The organism is Bradyrhizobium sp. (assembly GCF_049512235.1).
Classification (GTDB): Bacteria; Pseudomonadota; Alphaproteobacteria; order Rhizobiales; family Xanthobacteraceae; genus Bradyrhizobium.
In genome coordinates this window covers 1-19,130 of sequence record NZ_JBEKXH010000081.1, presented here as the reverse complement: position 1 = coordinate 19,130, position 19,130 = coordinate 1, and the positions used below count along the sequence as shown (strand labels likewise).

Here is a 19,130-nt window from a genome sequence, read left to right as displayed (position 1 = left end):
TTGCGGCCGGCGTGACCGAGCTGAAGACAGATCTTGGCGGCGGAATTGGCGTGCACGAAATCGACGATGCGGCGCCAGGCCGCCTCCTGCTCGTCGTTCCACAATCCGGTGCAGCCCGGCGTGATGCGGGCGTCACGGCCGACACAGGTCATCTCGGTAAACATCAAGCCGGCGCCGCCCAGCGCGCGCGAGCCGTAATGCACCAGGTGAAAGTCGCCGGGCACGCCTTCCCGGGCCGAATACATGCACATCGGCGATACCACCGCGCGATTGGCGAGCGTCATCTCTCGCAGCCGCATCGGCTGGAACATCGGCGCCACCGGTCTTGCCACATCGACGTCAAAACCCTTGGCGCGAACCTGCCTGGCAAAAGCCTTGTCGACCTCATGAACAAAATCCGGCGCCCGCAGCCTCAGACTGTCGTAGGTGATGGCCTTGGCACGGGTCATGACACCAAAGGCGAACTGTACGGGGTCAAAATCCCAGAAGCGATCGACATGCTCGAACCACACCAGCGAAACGTCGGCGGCGTGCTGGGTTTTTTCCACTTCCTCGCGGCGGCCCTGCTCGTATTGCGCCAGCGCGGCGGCAACCGTCGGCGCGTCGTGCATCGCCTCGGCCAGCGCGATCGCGTCTTCCATCGCAAGCTTGGTGCCGGAGCCGATCGAGAAATGCGCGGTCGCCTTGGCATCGCCCAGCAGCACCATGTTGTCCTTGACCCAGCGCTTGCTGCGGATCATCGGGAAATTGCGCCACATCGAGCGGTTGGTGAGGAGCGGATGTCCCTCAAGAAACCAGCCGAAAATCCGGGACATGCGCTCGGCCGATTGCTTTTCGTTCAGGCCCTCAAGCCCGGCGCGCCTGAAGGTCGCTGGATCGGTCTCGAAGATCCAGGTCGAGCGTCCGGCCTCGTACTGATAGGCGTGCGCGATGAACGGGCCCCATTCGGTTTCCTGGAAAATGAAGGTGAAGGCGTCGAGCGGCCGGGTCGAGCCCATCCAGGCGAACAGGTTGGAGCGCAGGTCGACCTCGGGCTCAAAATGCGCGATGTATTTTTCGCGGAAGCGGCTGTTGATGCCGTCGGCCAGCACCACCAGATCGGCATCGGCAAAGCGGGCTTCGTCCTCGATGTCGGCCTGAAATTGCAGGGCGACACCGAGTTCGCGCGCGCGCTCCTGCAGGATCAGAAGCAGCTGGCGGCGCGAGCAGCCGCAGAACCCGTTGCCGCCGACCCGGTGCACGGTGCCGCGGAAATGCACGGCGATGTCGTCCCAGTAGGCGAACTCCTCCGTGATGCGGCGATAGCTCGGGGCATCATATTTCTCGAAATTGTCCAGCGTGGCATCGGAAAACACCACGCCGAAGCCGAAAGTGTCATCGGCGCGGTTGCGCTCGTAGACCGTGATCTCGGCCTCCGGCCGCTGCTTTTTGAGCAGGATCGCGGAATAAAGCCCGGCTGGTCCGCCACCGATGATCGCGATCTTCATGACAGCCTCCGGCGTTTTAATCGATCCCTCGAATTGTTTTAAACCTAAAGCAATTGCGCGGCAAGCGGGTTTGTCGCGTGCGCGGGGCGTAGGGTGGGCGAAGGCGCCCTTGCGCTGTGCCCACCATTTCAATTGTAAGAAGATGGTGGGCACGCCATCGGGTACGCGCGTTCGCGCGGCCCGTTGGCTTTGCCCACCCCACGGTCTGGAGCTTGGCCCGGGCATGACGAACTCTGGAGGCATCGCCCGCCATAAGCCGCGCCGCTCAATTGCCCTGGAAGGCCGGCTTCACCTTGTTGGCGAACGCCTCGAAGGCCCGGGCGAAATCCTTCGTCGTCATGCACAGCGCCTGCGCCACCGCTTCTGCCTCGATGGCCTCCTCCACCGACATCGCCCATTCCATCGCCAGCATCCGCTTGGTCATGGTGTTGGCGAAGGTCGGGCCCTCGGCGATCTGCCTGGCAAGCAGCTGCGCCTGCGCCAGCACCTGTTCCGGCGTCACGATGCGGCTGAAAAAACCAGAGCGTTCGCCCTCCTCCGCGGTCATGAAGCGGCCGGTATAGAGCAGCTCCGAGGCGCGGGACTGCCCGATGATGCGCGGCAGGATGGCGCAGGCGCCCATGTCGCAGCCGGCCAGGCCGACCTTGTTGAACAGGAAGGCGACCTTGGCGCCGGAGGCGGCCAGCCTGAGGTCGGAGGCCATCGCGATGATGGCGCCGGCGCCGGCGCAGATGCCCTCGACCGCAGCGACGATGGGCTGCGGGCAGGCCCGCATGGCCTTGACGAGATCGCCGGTCATGCGGGTGAAGGCGGTAAGACCCTTGGTGTCCATCTTGACCAGCGGGCCGATGATCTCGAACACGTCGCCACCGGAAGAAAAATTGCCGCCGGCGCCCGATAACACCACGGTCTTCACCTCATCATCCATCGCGCAGGCGCGGAAAAAATCCGTCAACTCGCGGTAGCTCTCAAAGGTCAGCGGATTCTTTCGCTCCGGCCGGTTCAATGTCACCGTCGCCACACCATCCGCCACGGCCAGCAGAAAGTGCGTGGGCGAATAGTCTGCCAATGGCAGCGTGACGGGATTGGCTGGCTTGCTCATGGGATCTCCCTTCAGGAATTATTGTTGGTATCAGCGTCGCGCTTCTCATCATGCAACTGGTTGACAGATTGAACCTGTCGTTTCGGCCGTTACGCCCACGATTGACTCACAGCTCTCCGCCGGCGACCGCGATGGCCTGTCCGGTGATAGCGCTGGCGCCCTCGCCGCACAGCCACAGCACGCTGTCGGCGACTTCCTCAGGGGTCACGAGGCGACCTTGCGGATTATGCGCCGCGAGCTCAGCCACCGCCTGCGCGTGGCTGCGGCCGGTTTTCTTCATGATGGTCTCGATGCTGCCGGCGACCAGATCGGTATCGGTAAATCCGGGGCATACGGCATTGACGGTCACGCCCGTGCTGGCGAGTTCCAGCGCCAGCGAGCGCACCAGCCCGACCACCGCATGCTTGGCGGCGCTATAGGCGCTGACATAGGCATAGCCCTTCAGACCGGCGGTCGAAGCGATCGCGACAATGCGGCCGTAACGCCGTGCCTTCATCCCCGGCAGCACCGCCTGAACCACATGAACCGCGCCCATGAAGTTGACATCCATCATGCGCCTGAACAGTGCCGCATCTGATTTTCCGAACGGCGCGGATTCGGCTGCGCCCGCATTCGCAATCAGGATGTCGATCGGCTGCCGCGCCGCGGCCTCCGCCACCGCGGCGCTGACGGCAGCCTGATCGGCGACATCGGCCACCGCTGCGAAATGGGCGCAGCCGGCGGCAATGGCCTCGTTCAGCGCCGCGCGGTTGCGGCCGAGCACGGTGACGGTCGCTCCGGCCCGCGTCAGCTGGGAGGCGATCGCGCGGCCGATGCCGCGGCCGCCCCCGGTGACCAGAGCATGGGAGGAATGCGGCAGTCCGGGCATGCGCAAGGCTCCCTGAATGGATGCATCGACCGAGCCCCTCGCCTATATTTTAGACTTAAAGCTTTTGCAAGAAACGCAGGATCCCCGGTCTCCCCCTACATGGCTAAGGATGGGCATTTCGCCGGCTGGCTGTGCGGCCTCGCAGCGCAACCAGACGTGCCCACTTGGCTTGTTTTTTTCGCCAGAGGGACCGTCGGATTCGTTCTGCGGCTGGACGGGGCCTTCGGGACGTAGCAGGCTGCGCCCCGTCTCAAGTAACCGCAACAGGGGATCACCGCCGTGAGCGCATTGGAAAAAGGCATTACCCGGGCAGGCGAGGGTTTCGCCGGCACCTCCTGGAATATCCTCGGTCAATTGTATTTTCCCAAGGCCGTGTGCGAAGCGACCTTCGCCTTCGAGGCCAATACCGAGCCGGGGCTGTTCGTTCCCGTCCATGTCCATCCGACCCAGGACGAGTTCATCCTGGTCCAGCAAGGCGTGCTCGACCTGAAGCTCGACGGCGCCTGGACCCAGGCCAAGCCCGGCGATCTCGTGCGGATGCCCAGGGGCATTCCGCACGGCTATTTCAACAAGTCGGACAAGGCGGTCAAAGCGCTGTTCTGGGTGTCGCCGACGCGCAAGCTGGAAGACCTGTTCAAGGCGCTGCACAATCTGACCGATGTGGGCGAAGTGGTACGGTTGTCGGCCCTGCACGAAGTCGACTTCCTCCCCGAAGAGGCCAACGCCTGAACGCGCTTGAGGTTTAAGTTAAACTTCAAGAGCGACGGTCAGGGCCAGCCTGCTGCGGCGCCCGCGAACCATTTCGGGCGCGCGAGTCTCTCATTGCCTGCGGCGGCTCGCGGGCTCCGCGCCGCGGTCGAACCCGAGGGGGATCATCATGGTCAAGCAGAAAAATGTATGTGTCATCGGTGCCGGCGTCTCCGGGCTGGTCGCGGCCAAGACTTTTGTCGCCCGCGGACACAAGGTGACCATCCTCGAACGTTCCGGCGATCTCGGCGGGGTCTGGGAACCGGCACGCTCCTATCCCGAGGTGCAGACGCAAAGCCCCAAGGACCTCTATCGCTACACCGACAAGCCGATGCCGGACTCCTACCCGGAATGGCCCAGGGGGCCGCAGGTGCACGCTTATCTCCGCGATTATGCCAGCGAGCACGGCTTGAAGCCTCATATGCGCTTCAACACCACCGTGATCGGCATGACGCGCCGCAGTTCGGGCCTGCCGGGCTGGGCGCTGGAAATCAAAAATCCGGATGGCGCCGTCACATCAGAGGAATTCGACTTCGTCGCGGTCTGCACCGGCCAATTCAACGAACCCCAGACCATCAGCCATCCCGGCGAAGACGCCTTCAAGGCGGCGGGCGGAAAAATCCTGCATTCGGCTGGGCATACCGACGCTTCCTCCGTCAAAGGCAAGAAGGTCGTGGTGCTCGGCGGCTCGAAATCCGCGACCGATATCGCGGTTCATTCCGTCAATGCCGGCGCCAGCGAGGTGACACTGGTCTATCGCGAACCGGTCTGGCGCATTCCCTACTTCATCGGCGGTCTGATCAACTTCAAGCGGATTCTCTACATCCGCGCCCAGGAAGAAATGTTCCGCGGCTGGGGCCTCAGCCTCAAGTCCCGCATCAACCATGCCATTGCCAAACCCTTTATCTGGGCCAACTGGCGCGGGCTGGAAAGCATGCTCAAGTTGCAGTTGAAGTTGAAGAAGTGCGACATGGTCCCCAAACAGCGGATCGAGGACGGCATCAACTGCTCGGTGCCGATTGCCACGCCGAATTTCTTTCCGATGGTCGCCGACGGCCGGATCAAGGCCATCCGCGGCACCTTCGACCATTATGACGGCAAGACCATCGTCATGACCGGCGGCGAACGGGTTCCGGCTGACATCGCCATTCTCGCGATCGGCTTCAAGCTTGGCGTTCCCTTCTTGCCACAGCCTTACCTTGATAAACTGGTGCAACCCGACGGCCAATACCGGCTTTTCCGCCTGATCGCCAATCCCGATCTCCCCGACATGGGCTTTGTTGGATTCAATTCCAGTTTCTGCACGGTGCTCTGCGCCGAGATGGCCGCCAACTGGCTGGTGCGCTATTGCGACGGCCAGCTGGCAAAGCAGCCGACATCCAAGGAAATGTACGAGAACATGGACATGATGCTGCATTTCAGGCGCGTCGAGCGGCCGGCCGCAGGCGTGTATGGCGGGCTGTGCGTTGCGCCGTATCACTTCAAGCATTTTGACGAGTTGCTGGACGATATCGGCGCGAAAATACGCCGGCGCGGCGCGCTGGCGGAAAAATTCACTCCCCCCGACGCCGACGCCTATGCCCGTTTCCTGGCCTCGGCTCCGGACTACAGGGTCGAGCCGGCGTAGTAGATCGATTCCATGAAACCCATCGTTTCCAGGCTCTCGGTCCTCGCAACACCAGGCCGGCGGCCGGCTCTGAATTCCTTTAAATATAAAATTTCTGCTTTCCAAAAAGGGTGGCCCTGCTAGCATCGCCCCCGTCCGAAAGACGGGAGGTCCCGGCGTGCCACATCTGGCGTCCATGAAAACCGGCGATGGCCGTATCGCCTATGAGGCCGCCGGCGATCCAAAGTCCCCGCCGCTGGTTTTCCTGCATGGGATCGGCGGCGCGGCGCGGGCGTGGCGTAGCCAACTCGATGCCTTCGGCGACCGCTTTCGCAGCCTGGCCTGGGACATGCCCGGCTATGGCGGATCGGCACCACTTGCGACCGTCAGCATCGGCGCCCTCGCTGACGCGTTGCAGGATTTCCTGCGCCAGGTCGGCGCCATCAAGCCGATGATTGTAGGACATTCGATCGGCGGCATGATCGTCCAGCAATTGCTGGCGCAAACATCTGGCATCGTCAGTGCCGTGGTGCTCGCCCAGACCAGCCCCGCCTTCGGCAAACCCGATGGTGATTGGCAGAAAGCCTTTATCGATGCGCGGCTCGGTCCGCTCGATCGCGGCGAATCCCTGCTTTCGCTGGCGCCTTCGCTGGTGAAGGAATTGGCCGGCGACGACCCCGACGTCAGCGGCATGGAGGTCGCGCGCGACTGTATGGCTTCGGTGCCCGAGGCGACCTATCGCGCCACCATGCGGGCGCTGATGGGATTTGATCTGCGTCACGCGCTGAAGTCTATCGCCATTCCCACGCTGGTGCTTTCAGGCTCGAAGGACAATAATGCACCGGCGCCGATGATGGCGAAGATGGCGAGCTACATACCCCAGGCAAGATATGTTGAACTCGAAGGCGCAGGCCACCTCGCCAATCTGGAGCGTCCCGTTGCCTTCAATGCGGCGGTGGATCAGTTCCTGACCGGCGATGTCGCCGCAACACAAGTTAAGGCATGATGACAATACAAGCGAGCAAAAGCGTGACAGCAATCGACGTCATCGATCTGGACAAGCCGATCTTCGACGCAAGCGCATTCCGGCTCAGCGACGAACAGGCCGGGATCATCGCGCGCGCGAGAGAACTGGGCCAAACAGTATTCGCAGACCGCGCCGCAGCCTATGATCGCGACGCGAAATTCCCCACCGAGAATTACCGGGATCTGCATCGCAGCGGGCTGCTCGGCATCGCCATTTCGAAAAAGCACGGCGGCCTCGGCGCCGATTACCAGACCTACGCGTTGGCGGCGGCCGAAATCGGCCGCTATTGCGGCGCGACCGCGCTGACCTGGAACATGCATGTCTGTTCGACGCTGTGGTCGGGGCCGCTGGCCGACGATCTCGATATGGATTCTGCCACCCGCGCCGAACATGAGCGCCGGCGCGCCATCCATTACAAGCGCATCGTCGATGACGGCGCGGTCTATTCGCAGCCGTTTTCGGAAGGGGGCGCGGCGGCGGCGGGCGGTGTGGCGTTCGGCACCGAGGCAAAACCGGTCACGGGCGGCTGGATCGTCAATGGCAAGAAGATCTTTGCTTCACTCTCGGGCCACGCCGATTATTACGGCGTTCTGTGCACCGAGGTCGCGGAGGGCGAGAAGGCCTCCCGCCGCAACACGCTCTATCTGGCGCTGCCGGCCGACGCCGACGGCGTATCAGTGGTCGGCGACTGGGATCCGCTGGGCATGCGCGGCACGGTCTCGCGCACGCTGTTATTCAAGGACGTCTTCGTGGCCGAGGACGCGGCGCTGATGCCGCGCGGGGTCTATTTCCAGGCCGCGATGCGCTGGCCCCATATGTTCCTGACGCTGTCGCCGACCTATATGGGCCTGGCGCAGGCGTCGTATGATTTCACCGTGCGCTATCTGCGCGGCGAAGTTAAGGGCACGCCGCCGGTCAGGCGCCGGATGTATCCGACCAAGCAGATCGCGGTGGCGCAGATGCAGATCAAGCTCGAACAGATCAAGGCGATCTGGTTCCAGGCCGTCACCGAAGCCCGCGCCAATCCCAGCAAGGAACAAGTGCTGCGGGCTTACGCCGCGCAATATTCCGTGATGGAAGGCGCCAACGAACTCGCCACGCTGGCGATCCGCACCTGCGGCGGCCAGGCGATGCTGAAATCGCTGGCCCTGGAGCGGATCTATCGAGACAGCCGCTGCGGCTCGCTGATGCTGCCCTGGACCGCCGAACTCTGTCTCGACCGCATCGGCCGCGAGGCGCTGTACGAGACCGGCGAGACGGACGAGTAGATCCAGCGCGACATGGACCTTTCAGATCTCATCGCGCGGAATGCGGCGTTCACGCCGGAAAAGCCCGCGACCATTTTCGAGAACGAAATGCTCAGCTACGCGGCGTTCGCTGAGCGCATCGAACAGGCCGCGCGCGCGCTGAAGGCCGGATTCGGCGTCAGCCGTGGCGATCGCGTCGCGATCCTCAGCCTGAACCGGCCCGACTATCTCGTGCTGCTCTATGCCTGCGCCCGGCTCGGCGCCATGCTGGTGCCGCTGAACTGGCGGTTGGCCGTTGCCGAACAATTGTTCATTCTATCGGACGCCTCCGCGAAAGTGCTGGTGCTCGAACGGGCTTTTGCGGACGTGCTGCCCGCGCTGGAAAAAAACCTGCCCGATACCGGCATCGTGGGGTTGGATTTTGCACCCCCGCAGGGCATTGCATTCGAGGCACTGCTGACGTCCGCGCGCGGCGACGGGCGCAATCCGCATGCGGACCTCACCTGTCCGCTGTTGATCGTCTATACCTCGGGGACCACGGGAAGACCCAAGGGCGCCGTGCTGCGGCAGGAAGCACTATTGTGGAACGGGGTGATGAGCCAGCACATGCATGGCCTCACCTCCGCCGATCATGTGCTGACCGTGCTGCCGTTCTTCCATGTCGGCGGCCTCAATATCCAGAGCACGCCGGCGCTGCACCATGGCGCGACCGTGACCATCCATGCCCGCTTCACGCCGGAAGCAACGCTCGCCGCGATCGCGCAGGCGCGCCCGACCTTGACGGTGCTGGTGCCGGCGATCATTCAGGCCGTCACCGATCACCCCATGTGGGATCAGACCGATCTGTCCTCGCTGCGGGCGATTTCGACGGGCTCGACCATCGTGCCGCCGCATCTGATCGAGCGTTTTGTCGCGCGCGGAGTGCCGGTGCTGCAAGTCTATGGTTCGACCGAAACCTGCCCGATCGCGGTCTACACCCGCATCAGTGGCGATCTCTCCCGCATCGGTTCGACCGGCCTTCCCGGCCTGTGCTGCGAGGCGATCGTGATCGATGCTGCCGGCCATGAGCTGCCGCCTGACACGCCCGGGGAAATCGCGGTACGCGGCCCCAACGTGTTCTACGAATATTGGGGCAACCAAGAAGCCACGCGCGAGGCGCTGCATGACGGCTGGTATCGCACCGGCGACATCGGCCGGCGCGACGCCGATGGCTATTTCTGGGTCCATGACCGCAAGAAGAACCTGATCATTTCCGGCGGCGAAAACATCTATCCGGCGGAAGTCGAACGCGTGCTGCTGGAGCATCCCGCCGTCAGCGAATGCGGCGTCATCGGCCGGCCCGATCCGCGCTGGGACGAGGTGCCGGTTGCCTATGTGATCAGGCATGCCGGCAGTCTGGTCGCGGCGGAGGATCTGAAAGCCCATGTGCTGACGCAGCTCGCCCGCTTCAAGGTGCCGCGCGATATCGTTTTCGTCGATGACCTGCCGCGCACCGCCCTTGGCAAGGTCCAGCATTTCATGCTGAGACGGTTCGACGCGCCGGAGTTTTCGCAAGGAGATTCAGTTTGAAGATCGCAGTATTGGGCGGCGGCAACGGCTCGTTCGCGGCCGCAGCCGATTTTGCGCTGCAGGGCCATGACGTGCGGTTGTGGCGGCGCGACCCGCAGTTGGTCGCGCAACATCGCGACGCAGGCTCCCGTATCGTCCTCAGGGATTCCTGTGGCCGGCACGACGTGCCACTGGCGCTGGTGACGACGGATATCGCCGAAGCCGTCAGCGATGCGGAATTGATCCTGTGCCCGGCGCCGGCTTTCGCGCAGCACGACATCGCCAACCGGCTCGCGCCGCATCTTAAAGCGGGCCAGGTGGTGTTCCTGCCGCCTGGCACCTTCGGCACCGTGATCTTCGCCGAGGCGGCGCACAACGCCGGCAACCATGAAGCGGCACGCTTTGCCGAAACCGGCACGCTGCCGTGGCTGGCGCGCAAGCACGGACCGTTCGAAGTGGCCGTCACCATCCGCGCCAAACGGCTGCCGGTCGGCGTGTTTCCGTTGGCCGCCTCCGATCATGCGCTCGACGTTATCGGCCGCGCCTTTCCCGGCGTCATCGAGCCCTGCGGCGACGTGCTGTCGGCGGCGCTGATGAATGCCGGCCCGATCATCCACCCGCCGCTGATCGTGATGAATGCCGGCCCGATCGAGCATTTCGAGCGCTGGGACATTCACAAGGAGGGCACCCAAGGCTCGATCCGTCGGGTCACCGACGCGCTCGATGCCGAGCGCATCGCCATCCGCAAGGCGCTCGGCTATGGCGACCCGCATTTTCCATTGGCCCACCATTATGCTGATGACGGCGAGCCATGGATGTATGGCCGCGGCTCCCACGACCGCCTGACCGACTCCGGCGACTGGCGCGAGCCGATCGTGCTGACGGAGCATCGCTACATGCGGGAAGACCTGCGCCTCGGCCTGTCGTTTCTGGCTTCGGTGGGTGAACTGGCAGGCGTCGCAACGCCGCTGGTGTTTTCATTTCTAACGATCGGCGGCGCCATCTGTGGCCAGGATTTTGCGGAGGGCGGACGCACACTTGCCAGTCTAGGCCTCGATCATCTGGATTCCAGGGAATTGCAGATGCTGCTGCGCGAAGGCTTTTGACGGATGACTGCCGCTCGCTTGCCCATCGGCTGTCTCGGCGCCGGCCGCATGGGCCGTGGCATTGCGGTGGCCTTCGCCTATGCTGGCCATGACGTCACCCTGATCGATGTCAAGGCGCGCTCCGCCGAGCAGTTCGCGACGCTTCAAACCGACGCGCTGGGCGAAGTCAGAAAGACATTGGCAAGCCTGGCGCGGTTCGGATTGCTGACGAAGAATGACGCCGAGGCTGTTATCGCCCGGATCGCCGTGGCGCCTGCGCCGAACATGGCCGTCGCGCTGGCAGGCGCCGGCATCGTGTTCGAGGGCGTGCCCGAAGTGGTCGACCTCAAGCGCGAGGTTTTAGCCAGGGCCTCGAAATGCGTCGGCTCCGACGTCATCATCGCCTCGACCACGTCAACCATCCTGGTGGACGACATCTCGGGCTCGGTGGAAAATCCCGCTCGCTTTCTCAACGTGCATTGGCTGAACCCGGCCTATCTGATTCCGCTGGTCGAGATGTCGCCGGGGGCTGGGACCGATCCGGCCGTTACGCAGCGGGTCAAGGCCTTGCTGGAAGGCATCGGCAAGGTGCCGGTGGTATGCGCGGCCACGCCTGGCTTCATCGTGCCGCGGATCCAGGCGCTCGCCATGAACGAGGCGGCGCGGATGGTGGAAGAAGGCACAGCCAGCGCCGAGGATATCGACAAGGCCGTCCGCTACGGCTTCGGCTTCCGCTTCGCGGTGCTGGGTCTTCTGGAATTCATCGATTGGGGCGGCGGCGACATTCTGTATTACGCCAGCCGCTATCTGGAGGGCGCGCTGGGCAGCGACCGCTACCGCGCCCCCGACGTGATCGCCCGCAACATGAACGACGGCCGCATCGGCCTGCGCACCGGGTCGGGCTTCCTCGATTACACCGGCCTCGACATCGAGGCCTACCGCGAGCAGCGCCTTGCGGCGCTGGTCGACCTGCTGCGGCATTTCGGGCTGGCACGGCAACCGGTGCTGGATCGGGAATAGTGCGGACACTTCCGACTAAAGTTTGCACTTCCGGGCAGCTCGGAAACTGTCTACCATTGATGCTAATTTGGGAGGCGTCCGGGGAATCCGGTCTAAACTGTTGTTCGCTGGTCGGCGGCGCTAGGCTCGGATTCCGAGGCAATCTGTGTTCAAGGGGCTTCTTACATTTAGTTTGACCCGACGGCCGCTGGTCCTGTTGGGCTTGTTCGCATTTATTGGCGCGGGCACGTTCGCGTTTTTCAGGCTCAACATCGAGGCCTATCCCAACCCGGCACCAGTGATTCTGGAAATCACGGCGCAATCTGCGGGCCTGTCCGCGGAGGAGATGGAGCGCTACTACACGATCCCGATCGAGGTCGGCCTTGCCGCGACGCCGGGCGTCGATGTCATTCGCTCGACGTCATTCTATGGCTTATCCTTCGTCCGCGTCGTGTTCCAATACGGTGTCGACTACTATTTTGCGCTCACGCAGACAGCCATCAACCTGCAGCAGAATGTCAGTCTCCCCGGTGGAGTCACGGCGCAAATCCAGGCGACCAGTCTCGTCGGCGAAATCTACCGCTATGAGCTGGTCGGACCGCCGCATTTCGGGCGGAGCAATCTGCGCACGGTCCAGGACTGGATATTGCAGCGGCGGCTGCTTTCCGTTCCTGGCGTCGTGCAAGTCAACACCTGGGGCGGCACGATCAAGGAATACGACGTGGACGTCGATCTGCAGAAGCTTGAAGCCTTCGGCGTGACGCTGCCGCAGGTGATCAGCGCACTCGGCAACGCCAACATCAACGTGGGCGGCCGCACCATCAACGTGGGGCAGCAGTCCGTGAACGTGCGCGGCGTTGGACTCATGGACAGCGGCGGCGAAACGGATTTGACCCTGGGTTATAAGGTCCAGGACATCGAGAACGTAATGCTCGCGGCGCCAAACGGCCTGCCGATATTTGTGAAGGATATTGCAAAGGTTTCGGTGGGCTATGTGCCGCGGCTTGGAAAGGCCGGTCGCGACCGTTCGGATGACGTGGTTGCAGCGATCGTCATCATGAATCGGACATTGCACACGAATGACGTCATCACCCGCGTCCGCTCGGAGATCGAGAAGATCAACACTGACGGCAGTCTTCCCCCCGGCCTGAAATTGGTCCCGTTCTATGACCGCAGCACGCTCGTCGCCGTCACCACCAGCACGGTCATGCACAACCTCTTGTTTGGCTGTTTGCTGATTTTCTTTGTTCAATGGCTCTTCCTCGGTGACCTCCGCAGCGCCATCATCGTGGGCGCCAATGTACCGTTCGCACTGTTCTTCAGCATCATCATTCTTGTCCTGCGCGGCGAAGATGCAAACCTGCTGTCTGTCGGCGCCGTCGATTTCGGCATCATCGTCGATGCCGCTGTTATCCTGGTCGAGAACGTCTATCGCAACTTTCAAGCAGGACCCGAACAAAAACAGCGACTAATGCAGGATCTTGCCGAAAAGCGGTGGGGCGACGATCCGACAGGCGCCGGACTTCCGTCGAGCAGCCCGAGATGGACCGATCGGCTGCGACTCATCCTGATCAGCGGTTTGCAAGTCGACCGGGCAGTGTTGTTCTCCACCGCGATCATCATCGCGGCCTTCATCCCGCTGTTCACCATGCAGGGGGTTGAGGGTCAAATCTTTGGTCCAATGGCGCGAACTTATGCCTACGCGCTGGTGGGAGCGCTGCTGGCGACATTTACGGTGACGCCTTGTCTCACCTCACTGCTGCTCCCGCAGCATGTCAGCGAAGTCGAGACGATCGTCGTGCGCAGTTTGCGCCGGGTTTACACGCCTGTGCTGCGCTGGTCGCTGAACAACAGGCCAGTCACGATTGCGATCGGATTGGTCTTCCTCGGCATCAGCGGCTTCCTCGGCTCGCGGCTCGGCAGCGAGTTCTTGCCGACGCTCGAGGAAGGCAATTTGTGGATTCGCGCGTCGATGCCGCCGACCCTATCGCTCGAAGCGGGCATGCCGATCGTGAACCAGATCAGGGGAATTCTGCTGCGCCATCCTGAAGTCATTACTGTGGTCTCGCAACATGGCCGTCCAGATAACGGCAGCGATGCAGCGGGGTTCTTCAATGCGGAGTTCTTCGTGCCGCTGAAACCATTCGACGAATGGCCGGCAGGATTTACCAAGGAGAAGCTCGTCGAGGAACTGCAGGCCGAATTTTCCGATGAATTCGTCGGCATAAACTTCAATTTCTCTCAATACATCCAGGACAACGTTGAGGAAGGACTGTCGGGCGTCAAAGGCGCCAACTCCATCAAGATTGTGGGTCCCGATCTGGCGACTCTGGAGCGGATTGCCAAAGCTGCCATGGCCGAAATGGCCAAGGTGCCGGGAATTGTTGATCTTGGCGTCTTCTGGGTGCTCGGCCAGCCCAATCTGAACATCAAGGCCGATCGCGAAAAGGCCGCGCGTTACGGCTTGAACGTCGGCGACTCGAATGCCGTCGTTCAAGCCGCTTTGGGCGGAACCGTGGCGACCACGCTGTTGGAGCTGGACCGCCAATTCGGCGTAGTGGTGCGGCTGGCACCCCAATATCGCGTCGACATCAACAATGTGCGCAATATCAAGGTTGGAGTTCAGACCTCCGCAGGCAACGCATATATTCCTTTGAGCGACTTCGCCACCATCACGCTTGATACCGGCGCCTCTTACATTTTTCGCGAACGCAACCAGCGTTTTGTGCCGATCAAGTTCAGCGTCCGCGGCCGCGATCTCTCAGGCGCGGTGGAGGAAGCTCAGGAGCGTATCAGCCGTAATGTAAAGCTGCCGACCGGCTATCGCATCGATTGGGCCGGAGAGTTCGAATGGCTCCAACAAGCCAAGAAGCGGCTTGCCATCATTCTCCCGATTACACTCATCTTCATCATGGTGCTGCTCTACGGGCTGTTCAACTCGTTCCGCGACTGCCTTTTAGCGCTGCTCGGACTTCCATTCGCGATCAGTGGCGGCATTATAGGACTATATGCTTTCCGATTGAATTTCAGCATCTCGGCCGCGATCGGATTCATCTCGTTGTTCGGCGTGTCGGTGATGAGCGGCATCCTCATTATCCACGGCTATTATCGAGTCGCCGGTCGTGGTATGACCCCGGTCGACGCCATGTTCCACGCCGTCGACCAGCAGATGCGGCCGATCCTGATGATGACTTTGTCAGCCTGCATCGGCCTTCTCCCTGCCGCGCTTTCTACTGGGATCGGTAGCCAGGTGCAGCGGCCGCTCGCGACGGTGATCGTCGGCGGTATGCTGATCGGACCGGTCATGTTGCTCGTGATCGTGCCGGCTCTGCAGAGCTACTTCCTCGGACGAGCGATTGCCCCAGAACCGCCGCGACCCCAAGGAGAAACTGAACAGACGTAGTCGTTGGCTGAAGCTATCCATAGTCCTGCGATTTCGAAATTTGAATCATATTGGGGTCGAGAGATTTGCCTACATCCTGGCGTCATTCCGGGCTCGCGCAAGAGCACGCCCCGGAATGACGGCGGAGGAGATGTGGGGAACCGATGGCCGCTCGTGGAGAAAGGCTGAGGTCTGCGCCATATGACAACTTTCAAGGAAGCCGTCGTCTAGTGGAGACGCACGCTGCTGTTTGGCCGAGCCCGCCTCCCGCTCAACTAAAATTGACAAAAAGCAGATCAGCTCCCTTGCGGTTGCAACAATTTTAGCTTGTAATGTCGCCATGACCCAGAAAGGGTCATGCGCGTCCGGCCGATCGGCGGCGCCCAACATAATTAGCCCAGTAGGATTTTTTACAAGACGCAATTTTAAAAATCGGAAGGCCAAGGTTATACCAAATCGCTGCTTTTCGCCGAGGTGGTTCTGCTGAACGCCGGCGCGGGATAGCGCTCTTCTTTGAAGGCACCGTTCTCTGAACACTGCTCTCTGAAGAATGTCCTTTGAAGTAATTTCTTATACGGCTCCGATCACCGCGGCGCGGAGAGCGAAAATGACAAAACAGCCATTTACGGTTGCAGACTACCTTCTCACCCGGCTGAAACAGCTCAACGTTACCGACGTCTTTCAGATCCCGGGGGATTACGTCAAGCATTTCACCCAGGCGCTGGAATATTTCGAGGGCGTCAAAGCCGTCGGCGCCATCAACGAACTGGATGCGGCCTATGCCGCCGACGCCTATGGGCGTACCCGAGGGCTCGGCGCGGTGTCGCTGCAATATGGCGTCAGCACCTTCAGCGCGCTCAATGCGATCGCCGGTGCCTATGTCGAATTCAGCCCGGTGGTGGTGATCAGCGCCACGCCCGGCGCCGACGCCCGGCAGATCACCAAGATGTACGATGTGCTCTACCACCACTCCACCGGCAACCTCAACGCCGACCAGGAAGTCTATCAGCGCGTCACCGTGGCGGCAGAAACGCTCTCTACGTCGGTGGGGGCGCCTGAGAAAATCGACAATCTGCTGATCGCGGCCATCACCTATAAACGACCGGTCTACATAGCCTGCTACAAGGAAGTGTGGGGCGAACCCTGCCCGCAACCGCCCAGTGCCGCCTTGCAGCCGCGGTTGTTCAAAAGCGAGCCGCTGGCGCTTGAAAACGCCGTCGCCCAGGCCTGGGCGCAGATAACAGCAGCAAAGAACCCGATGATCCTGGCGGGCATCGAACTCGTTCGTCACGGGTTGTCGGATCTGCTGCAGCAACTGATCGATGCCAGCGGGTTCCTTTATACCACCACCACGCTCGGCAAGAGCGTGCTCGACGAACAAGGCGACAAGTTCATCGGGACCTATTCCGACGCCGCTTCGATCGCGAGCGTGCGCGAACTGGTCACCAAGGCCGATTGCTTCCTGACACTGGGGACGGTCATTACCGACGACTACCTCTGGTTCATCGAAAACAAATATGCCCAGATGGTGCTGGCCACCACCGAACAGATCCGGGTGGGCTATTTCATCTATCAGGGCGTGACGCTGAAGGATTTCATGGATGCCCTGCTGCAACGCTTCAGAAAGGCAAAAGGCTTTCCGCTGGCAACGCTCGCCCCGCCCCAGCCGCCCTATCCGGAGCCATGGGCTTCCAATTCCGACCCGCATTGGAACGACCGGCCGGAAACCATCACCTACAACCGCTTCTTCCAGCACACGATGAAGTTCCTGGGGGACAACGACCTGCTCGACAAGATCGTCATGACCTATGGCGTCAGTTCGTCGCTGTATGTGGCGACCAACGCCTACGGTCTGGCACGGAACAGCTTCATCGGTTCGGCAGCCTGGCAGTGCATCGGCTTTGAAACCGGAGCGGCTTCCGGCGCCCAGCTCGGCAGCGGAAAGCGGGCATGGACGGTTGCCGGCGACGGCGGCTTCATGATGGTCTGCCAGTCGCTCTCGACGCTGGCGCGCAACAAACTGAACGCTGTCATCTTTGTGATGAGCAACGGCGTCTACGCCATCGAGCAGGTCTATGTCGATCTCAGTTCGTTCGAACCCGGTCCCGAGCACAAATTCGACGCGTTCGATATCCTGCCCAAATGGGATTATCTGGCGCTGGCCCGTGCCTTCGGCGCCAAGGGCTATCGCGTCGAAACCGTCGGCGAATTGCAGGCGGTCTTGCAGGAACTCAAGTCGGCGACCGACCAGCCCTGCCTGGTCGAAGTCGTCATCCCGCAAAAGGACCTGCCTGGACAGATGCGCCGGCTCGGAGAGGAGTAGATCGTCATGGCCCACAAGACCTATTCGATTTTCGGCGCCGGCGCGGCCGGGCTCTATACGGCTTGGCGACTGTTGGATGGCAAGACGGTCGGCGACAAGGGCAACGCAAAGCAGCTCACCTCAGGCGATACGCTGGAATTGTACGATTGGGGCAAATACGACTTCTCGAAGGAAAATCCGGGAAGCCGCGCCGCCGGCGCCCGGGTCTGCACCTGGCACTACCAGAACGACAAGACCCAATCCTACCTCGAACTCGGCGGAATGCGCTATTCGGACTGGAATGGAGACAACAGCGGCACGGCGGGCGGACACCGCGTCGTCACCACCGTGATCAAAGAGCTCGGTCTCGATCGATATTCGGTGCCCTTCAACGAATCGACCAACCCGCTGTTCTACCTGCGCACCAAGAACATGTATTTGAACAGCATTACTTCCGCCAACCCCGCGCCCTACCATGTCAATCGCTACGGCGCCGACGACTCGCCGGATACCGGTTTCAACACGGTGGAGAATCTGGCGGGGACCGAACGCAGCCTGCCGCAGACCCGCGCTGCCTGGTGCGAATTCTATCAGAACGGCCGGATCGCCGTCGACCTGCCGGATTCGTCGGTCTACCAGAAGGGCCAGTTCTTCAAGGACATCGGCTACTGGAACCTGATGTTCGACCAGCTGGGGTCAGAAGGCTACAGCTACACCTCCGACGGCAACGGCTACACCTCCAACGTCATCAACTGGAATGCCGCCGTGGCACTGCAGTCCAACAACGAATTTACGCCGGGTACCGAATACAAGACGCTGACGACGGGCTATTCCAGCATGTTCAATGCCTTGTTCGATGCGATCGTGAAATTGGCGAAAACCAAGGGGATACAATTCGACTATTATCCGGACACCCGGCTGCACTCGATTCTGAAACTATCCGACCAGATCCGCTACGCCATTGCTACCCGCAAGAACCCCAACAGGAAATCGGCGTCGAAGAGCACCGACGCCGCCTGGCTGGCGATGCCTCGCTACGCCCTCGACCTGGTGGCACAGGCCACCCGCTACGAGGACCATGACGGCCTGGATGTCTTGAATCACCGGAAGGTGCAGCTCTATCTGGAGTCGGCGATCCTGCAGCCCTCCTATAAAGTCGGCATGTTCTTCGACAAGCCATGGTGGACCGATACGACCAACTCCGCACTGCAATATCCGGCGCCAATCCTGAGCTTTGAGGTCACGCAGAACGTGCTCGTTCAGTTGGCTGAAGAAGGTTTTCCGCAAGCCTATATCGCGGCGCTGAAGCAGGGCCCCGCCATCATGGAAACCCCCTACGCCTCCACGGCGAGCTTCCTCAGGGCGGTCGAGCACAGCCTTCAGGAGCGGCTGACGGTCAAGCAGGAAGAACAACTGCTGGCGGTGGCCCAGCGCGACACCATCGGGCCCAGCGTCACCGATACCCCGATCCGCCAGGTAGTCTATTTCGGCAACAATGCCAGGGATCAAAAGGCAAAACCGGTCTATGGCATCCTCGCCAGCTACGACGACGAGATGTACACCGGTTTCTGGCAGGATCTGGAGCTCGGCCCGGACTCCCGGCGAAGGATCCCGATTTCGGAAGATACCCAGCCGCTGGAGGGCCCGCGCAAGGCCCCTCCCATCATGGTAAAGATGCTGCGCCAGCAACTGGCGGCCCTGCATTTCGGGCCGCAAGTGGACTACAGCGC

At 61.8% G+C, this 19,130-nt stretch carries 13 protein-coding genes; 10 read left to right on the top strand and 3 right to left on the bottom strand.

Annotated features, from left to right (window positions below; genetic code table 11):
- From ABSG20_RS10370 to ABSG20_RS10360, 3 genes are all read right to left on the bottom strand, one after another.
- Positions 1-1,487: oxidoreductase (locus ABSG20_RS10370; protein ID WP_423864410.1), on the bottom strand; the 1,487-nt coding region annotated here is incomplete at its 3' end.
- 265 nt (positions 1,488-1,752) lie between these two features.
- Complete coding sequence (locus tag ABSG20_RS10365; RefSeq protein ID WP_423864409.1) at positions 1,753-2,589, bottom strand: enoyl-CoA hydratase family protein; 837 nt, start codon at positions 2,587-2,589, stop codon at positions 1,753-1,755.
- Between the two features lie 106 nt (positions 2,590-2,695).
- Complete coding sequence (locus ABSG20_RS10360; protein WP_423864408.1) at positions 2,696-3,457, bottom strand: SDR family NAD(P)-dependent oxidoreductase; 762 nt, start codon at positions 3,455-3,457, stop codon at positions 2,696-2,698.
- 279 nt (positions 3,458-3,736) lie between these two features.
- Between ABSG20_RS10360 and ABSG20_RS10355 the strand changes: the two genes are divergently transcribed.
- From ABSG20_RS10355 to ABSG20_RS10310, 10 genes are all read left to right on the top strand, one after another.
- Positions 3,737-4,186, top strand: coding sequence for a cupin domain-containing protein (locus ABSG20_RS10355; protein WP_423864407.1), 450 nt, complete (start codon positions 3,737-3,739; stop codon positions 4,184-4,186).
- Between the two features lie 148 nt (positions 4,187-4,334).
- On the top strand, positions 4,335-5,831 hold the full coding sequence (locus ABSG20_RS10350; protein ID WP_423864406.1) for a flavin-containing monooxygenase: 1,497 nt from the start codon (positions 4,335-4,337) through the stop codon (positions 5,829-5,831).
- 175 nt (positions 5,832-6,006) lie between these two features.
- Entirely contained in the window at positions 6,007-6,816 is an 810-nt protein-coding gene (locus ABSG20_RS10345; RefSeq protein WP_423864412.1) for an alpha/beta fold hydrolase, read from the top strand.
- Entirely contained in the window at positions 6,816-8,105 is a 1,290-nt protein-coding gene (locus ABSG20_RS10340; protein ID WP_423864411.1) for an acyl-CoA dehydrogenase family protein, read from the top strand. The genes ABSG20_RS10345 and ABSG20_RS10340 overlap by 1 nt, the downstream gene beginning before the upstream one ends.
- A gap of 12 nt (positions 8,106-8,117) precedes the next feature.
- A complete protein-coding gene (locus ABSG20_RS10335; protein WP_423864405.1) occupies positions 8,118-9,653 on the top strand; it encodes a class I adenylate-forming enzyme family protein in 1,536 nt (511 codons plus the stop codon).
- A complete protein-coding gene (locus ABSG20_RS10330; protein WP_423864404.1) occupies positions 9,650-10,738 on the top strand; it encodes an NAD/NADP octopine/nopaline dehydrogenase family protein in 1,089 nt (362 codons plus the stop codon). The genes ABSG20_RS10335 and ABSG20_RS10330 overlap by 4 nt, the downstream gene beginning before the upstream one ends.
- A gap of 3 nt (positions 10,739-10,741) precedes the next feature.
- Positions 10,742-11,737, top strand: coding sequence for a 3-hydroxybutyryl-CoA dehydrogenase (locus tag ABSG20_RS10325; RefSeq protein ID WP_423864403.1), 996 nt, complete (start codon positions 10,742-10,744; stop codon positions 11,735-11,737).
- Positions 11,738-11,882: 145 nt separating this feature from the next.
- Positions 11,883-15,119, top strand: a complete 3,237-nt coding sequence (locus ABSG20_RS10320; RefSeq protein ID WP_423864402.1) for an efflux RND transporter permease subunit — start codon at positions 11,883-11,885, stop codon at positions 15,117-15,119.
- A gap of 586 nt (positions 15,120-15,705) precedes the next feature.
- A complete protein-coding gene (locus ABSG20_RS10315) occupies positions 15,706-17,421 on the top strand; it encodes an alpha-keto acid decarboxylase family protein (RefSeq protein ID WP_423864401.1) in 1,716 nt (571 codons plus the stop codon).
- 6 nt (positions 17,422-17,427) lie between these two features.
- Positions 17,428-19,130 (top strand): hypothetical protein (locus ABSG20_RS10310; protein WP_423864400.1); only part of this gene is annotated, 1,703 nt, incomplete at its 3' end.

Bases quoted from the DNA above. Each gene is read 5' to 3' on its own strand.
- ABSG20_RS10365 (WP_423864409.1), bottom strand. From the start codon at position 2,589: ATGAGCAAGCCAGCCAATCCCGTCACGCTGCCATTGGCAGACTATTCG.
- ABSG20_RS10360 (WP_423864408.1), bottom strand. From the start codon at position 3,457: ATGCCCGGACTGCCGCATTCCTCCCATGCTCTGGTCACCGGGGGCGGC.
- ABSG20_RS10350 (WP_423864406.1), top strand. From the start codon at position 4,335: ATGGTCAAGCAGAAAAATGTATGTGTCATCGGTGCCGGCGTCTCCGGG.
- ABSG20_RS10345 (WP_423864412.1), top strand. From the start codon at position 6,007: ATGAAAACCGGCGATGGCCGTATCGCCTATGAGGCCGCCGGCGATCCA.
- ABSG20_RS10340 (WP_423864411.1), top strand. From the start codon at position 6,816: ATGACAATACAAGCGAGCAAAAGCGTGACAGCAATCGACGTCATCGAT.
- ABSG20_RS10335 (WP_423864405.1), top strand. From the start codon at position 8,118: ATGGACCTTTCAGATCTCATCGCGCGGAATGCGGCGTTCACGCCGGAA.
- ABSG20_RS10325 (WP_423864403.1), top strand. From the start codon at position 10,742: ATGACTGCCGCTCGCTTGCCCATCGGCTGTCTCGGCGCCGGCCGCATG.
- ABSG20_RS10315 (WP_423864401.1), top strand. From the start codon at position 15,706: ATGACAAAACAGCCATTTACGGTTGCAGACTACCTTCTCACCCGGCTG.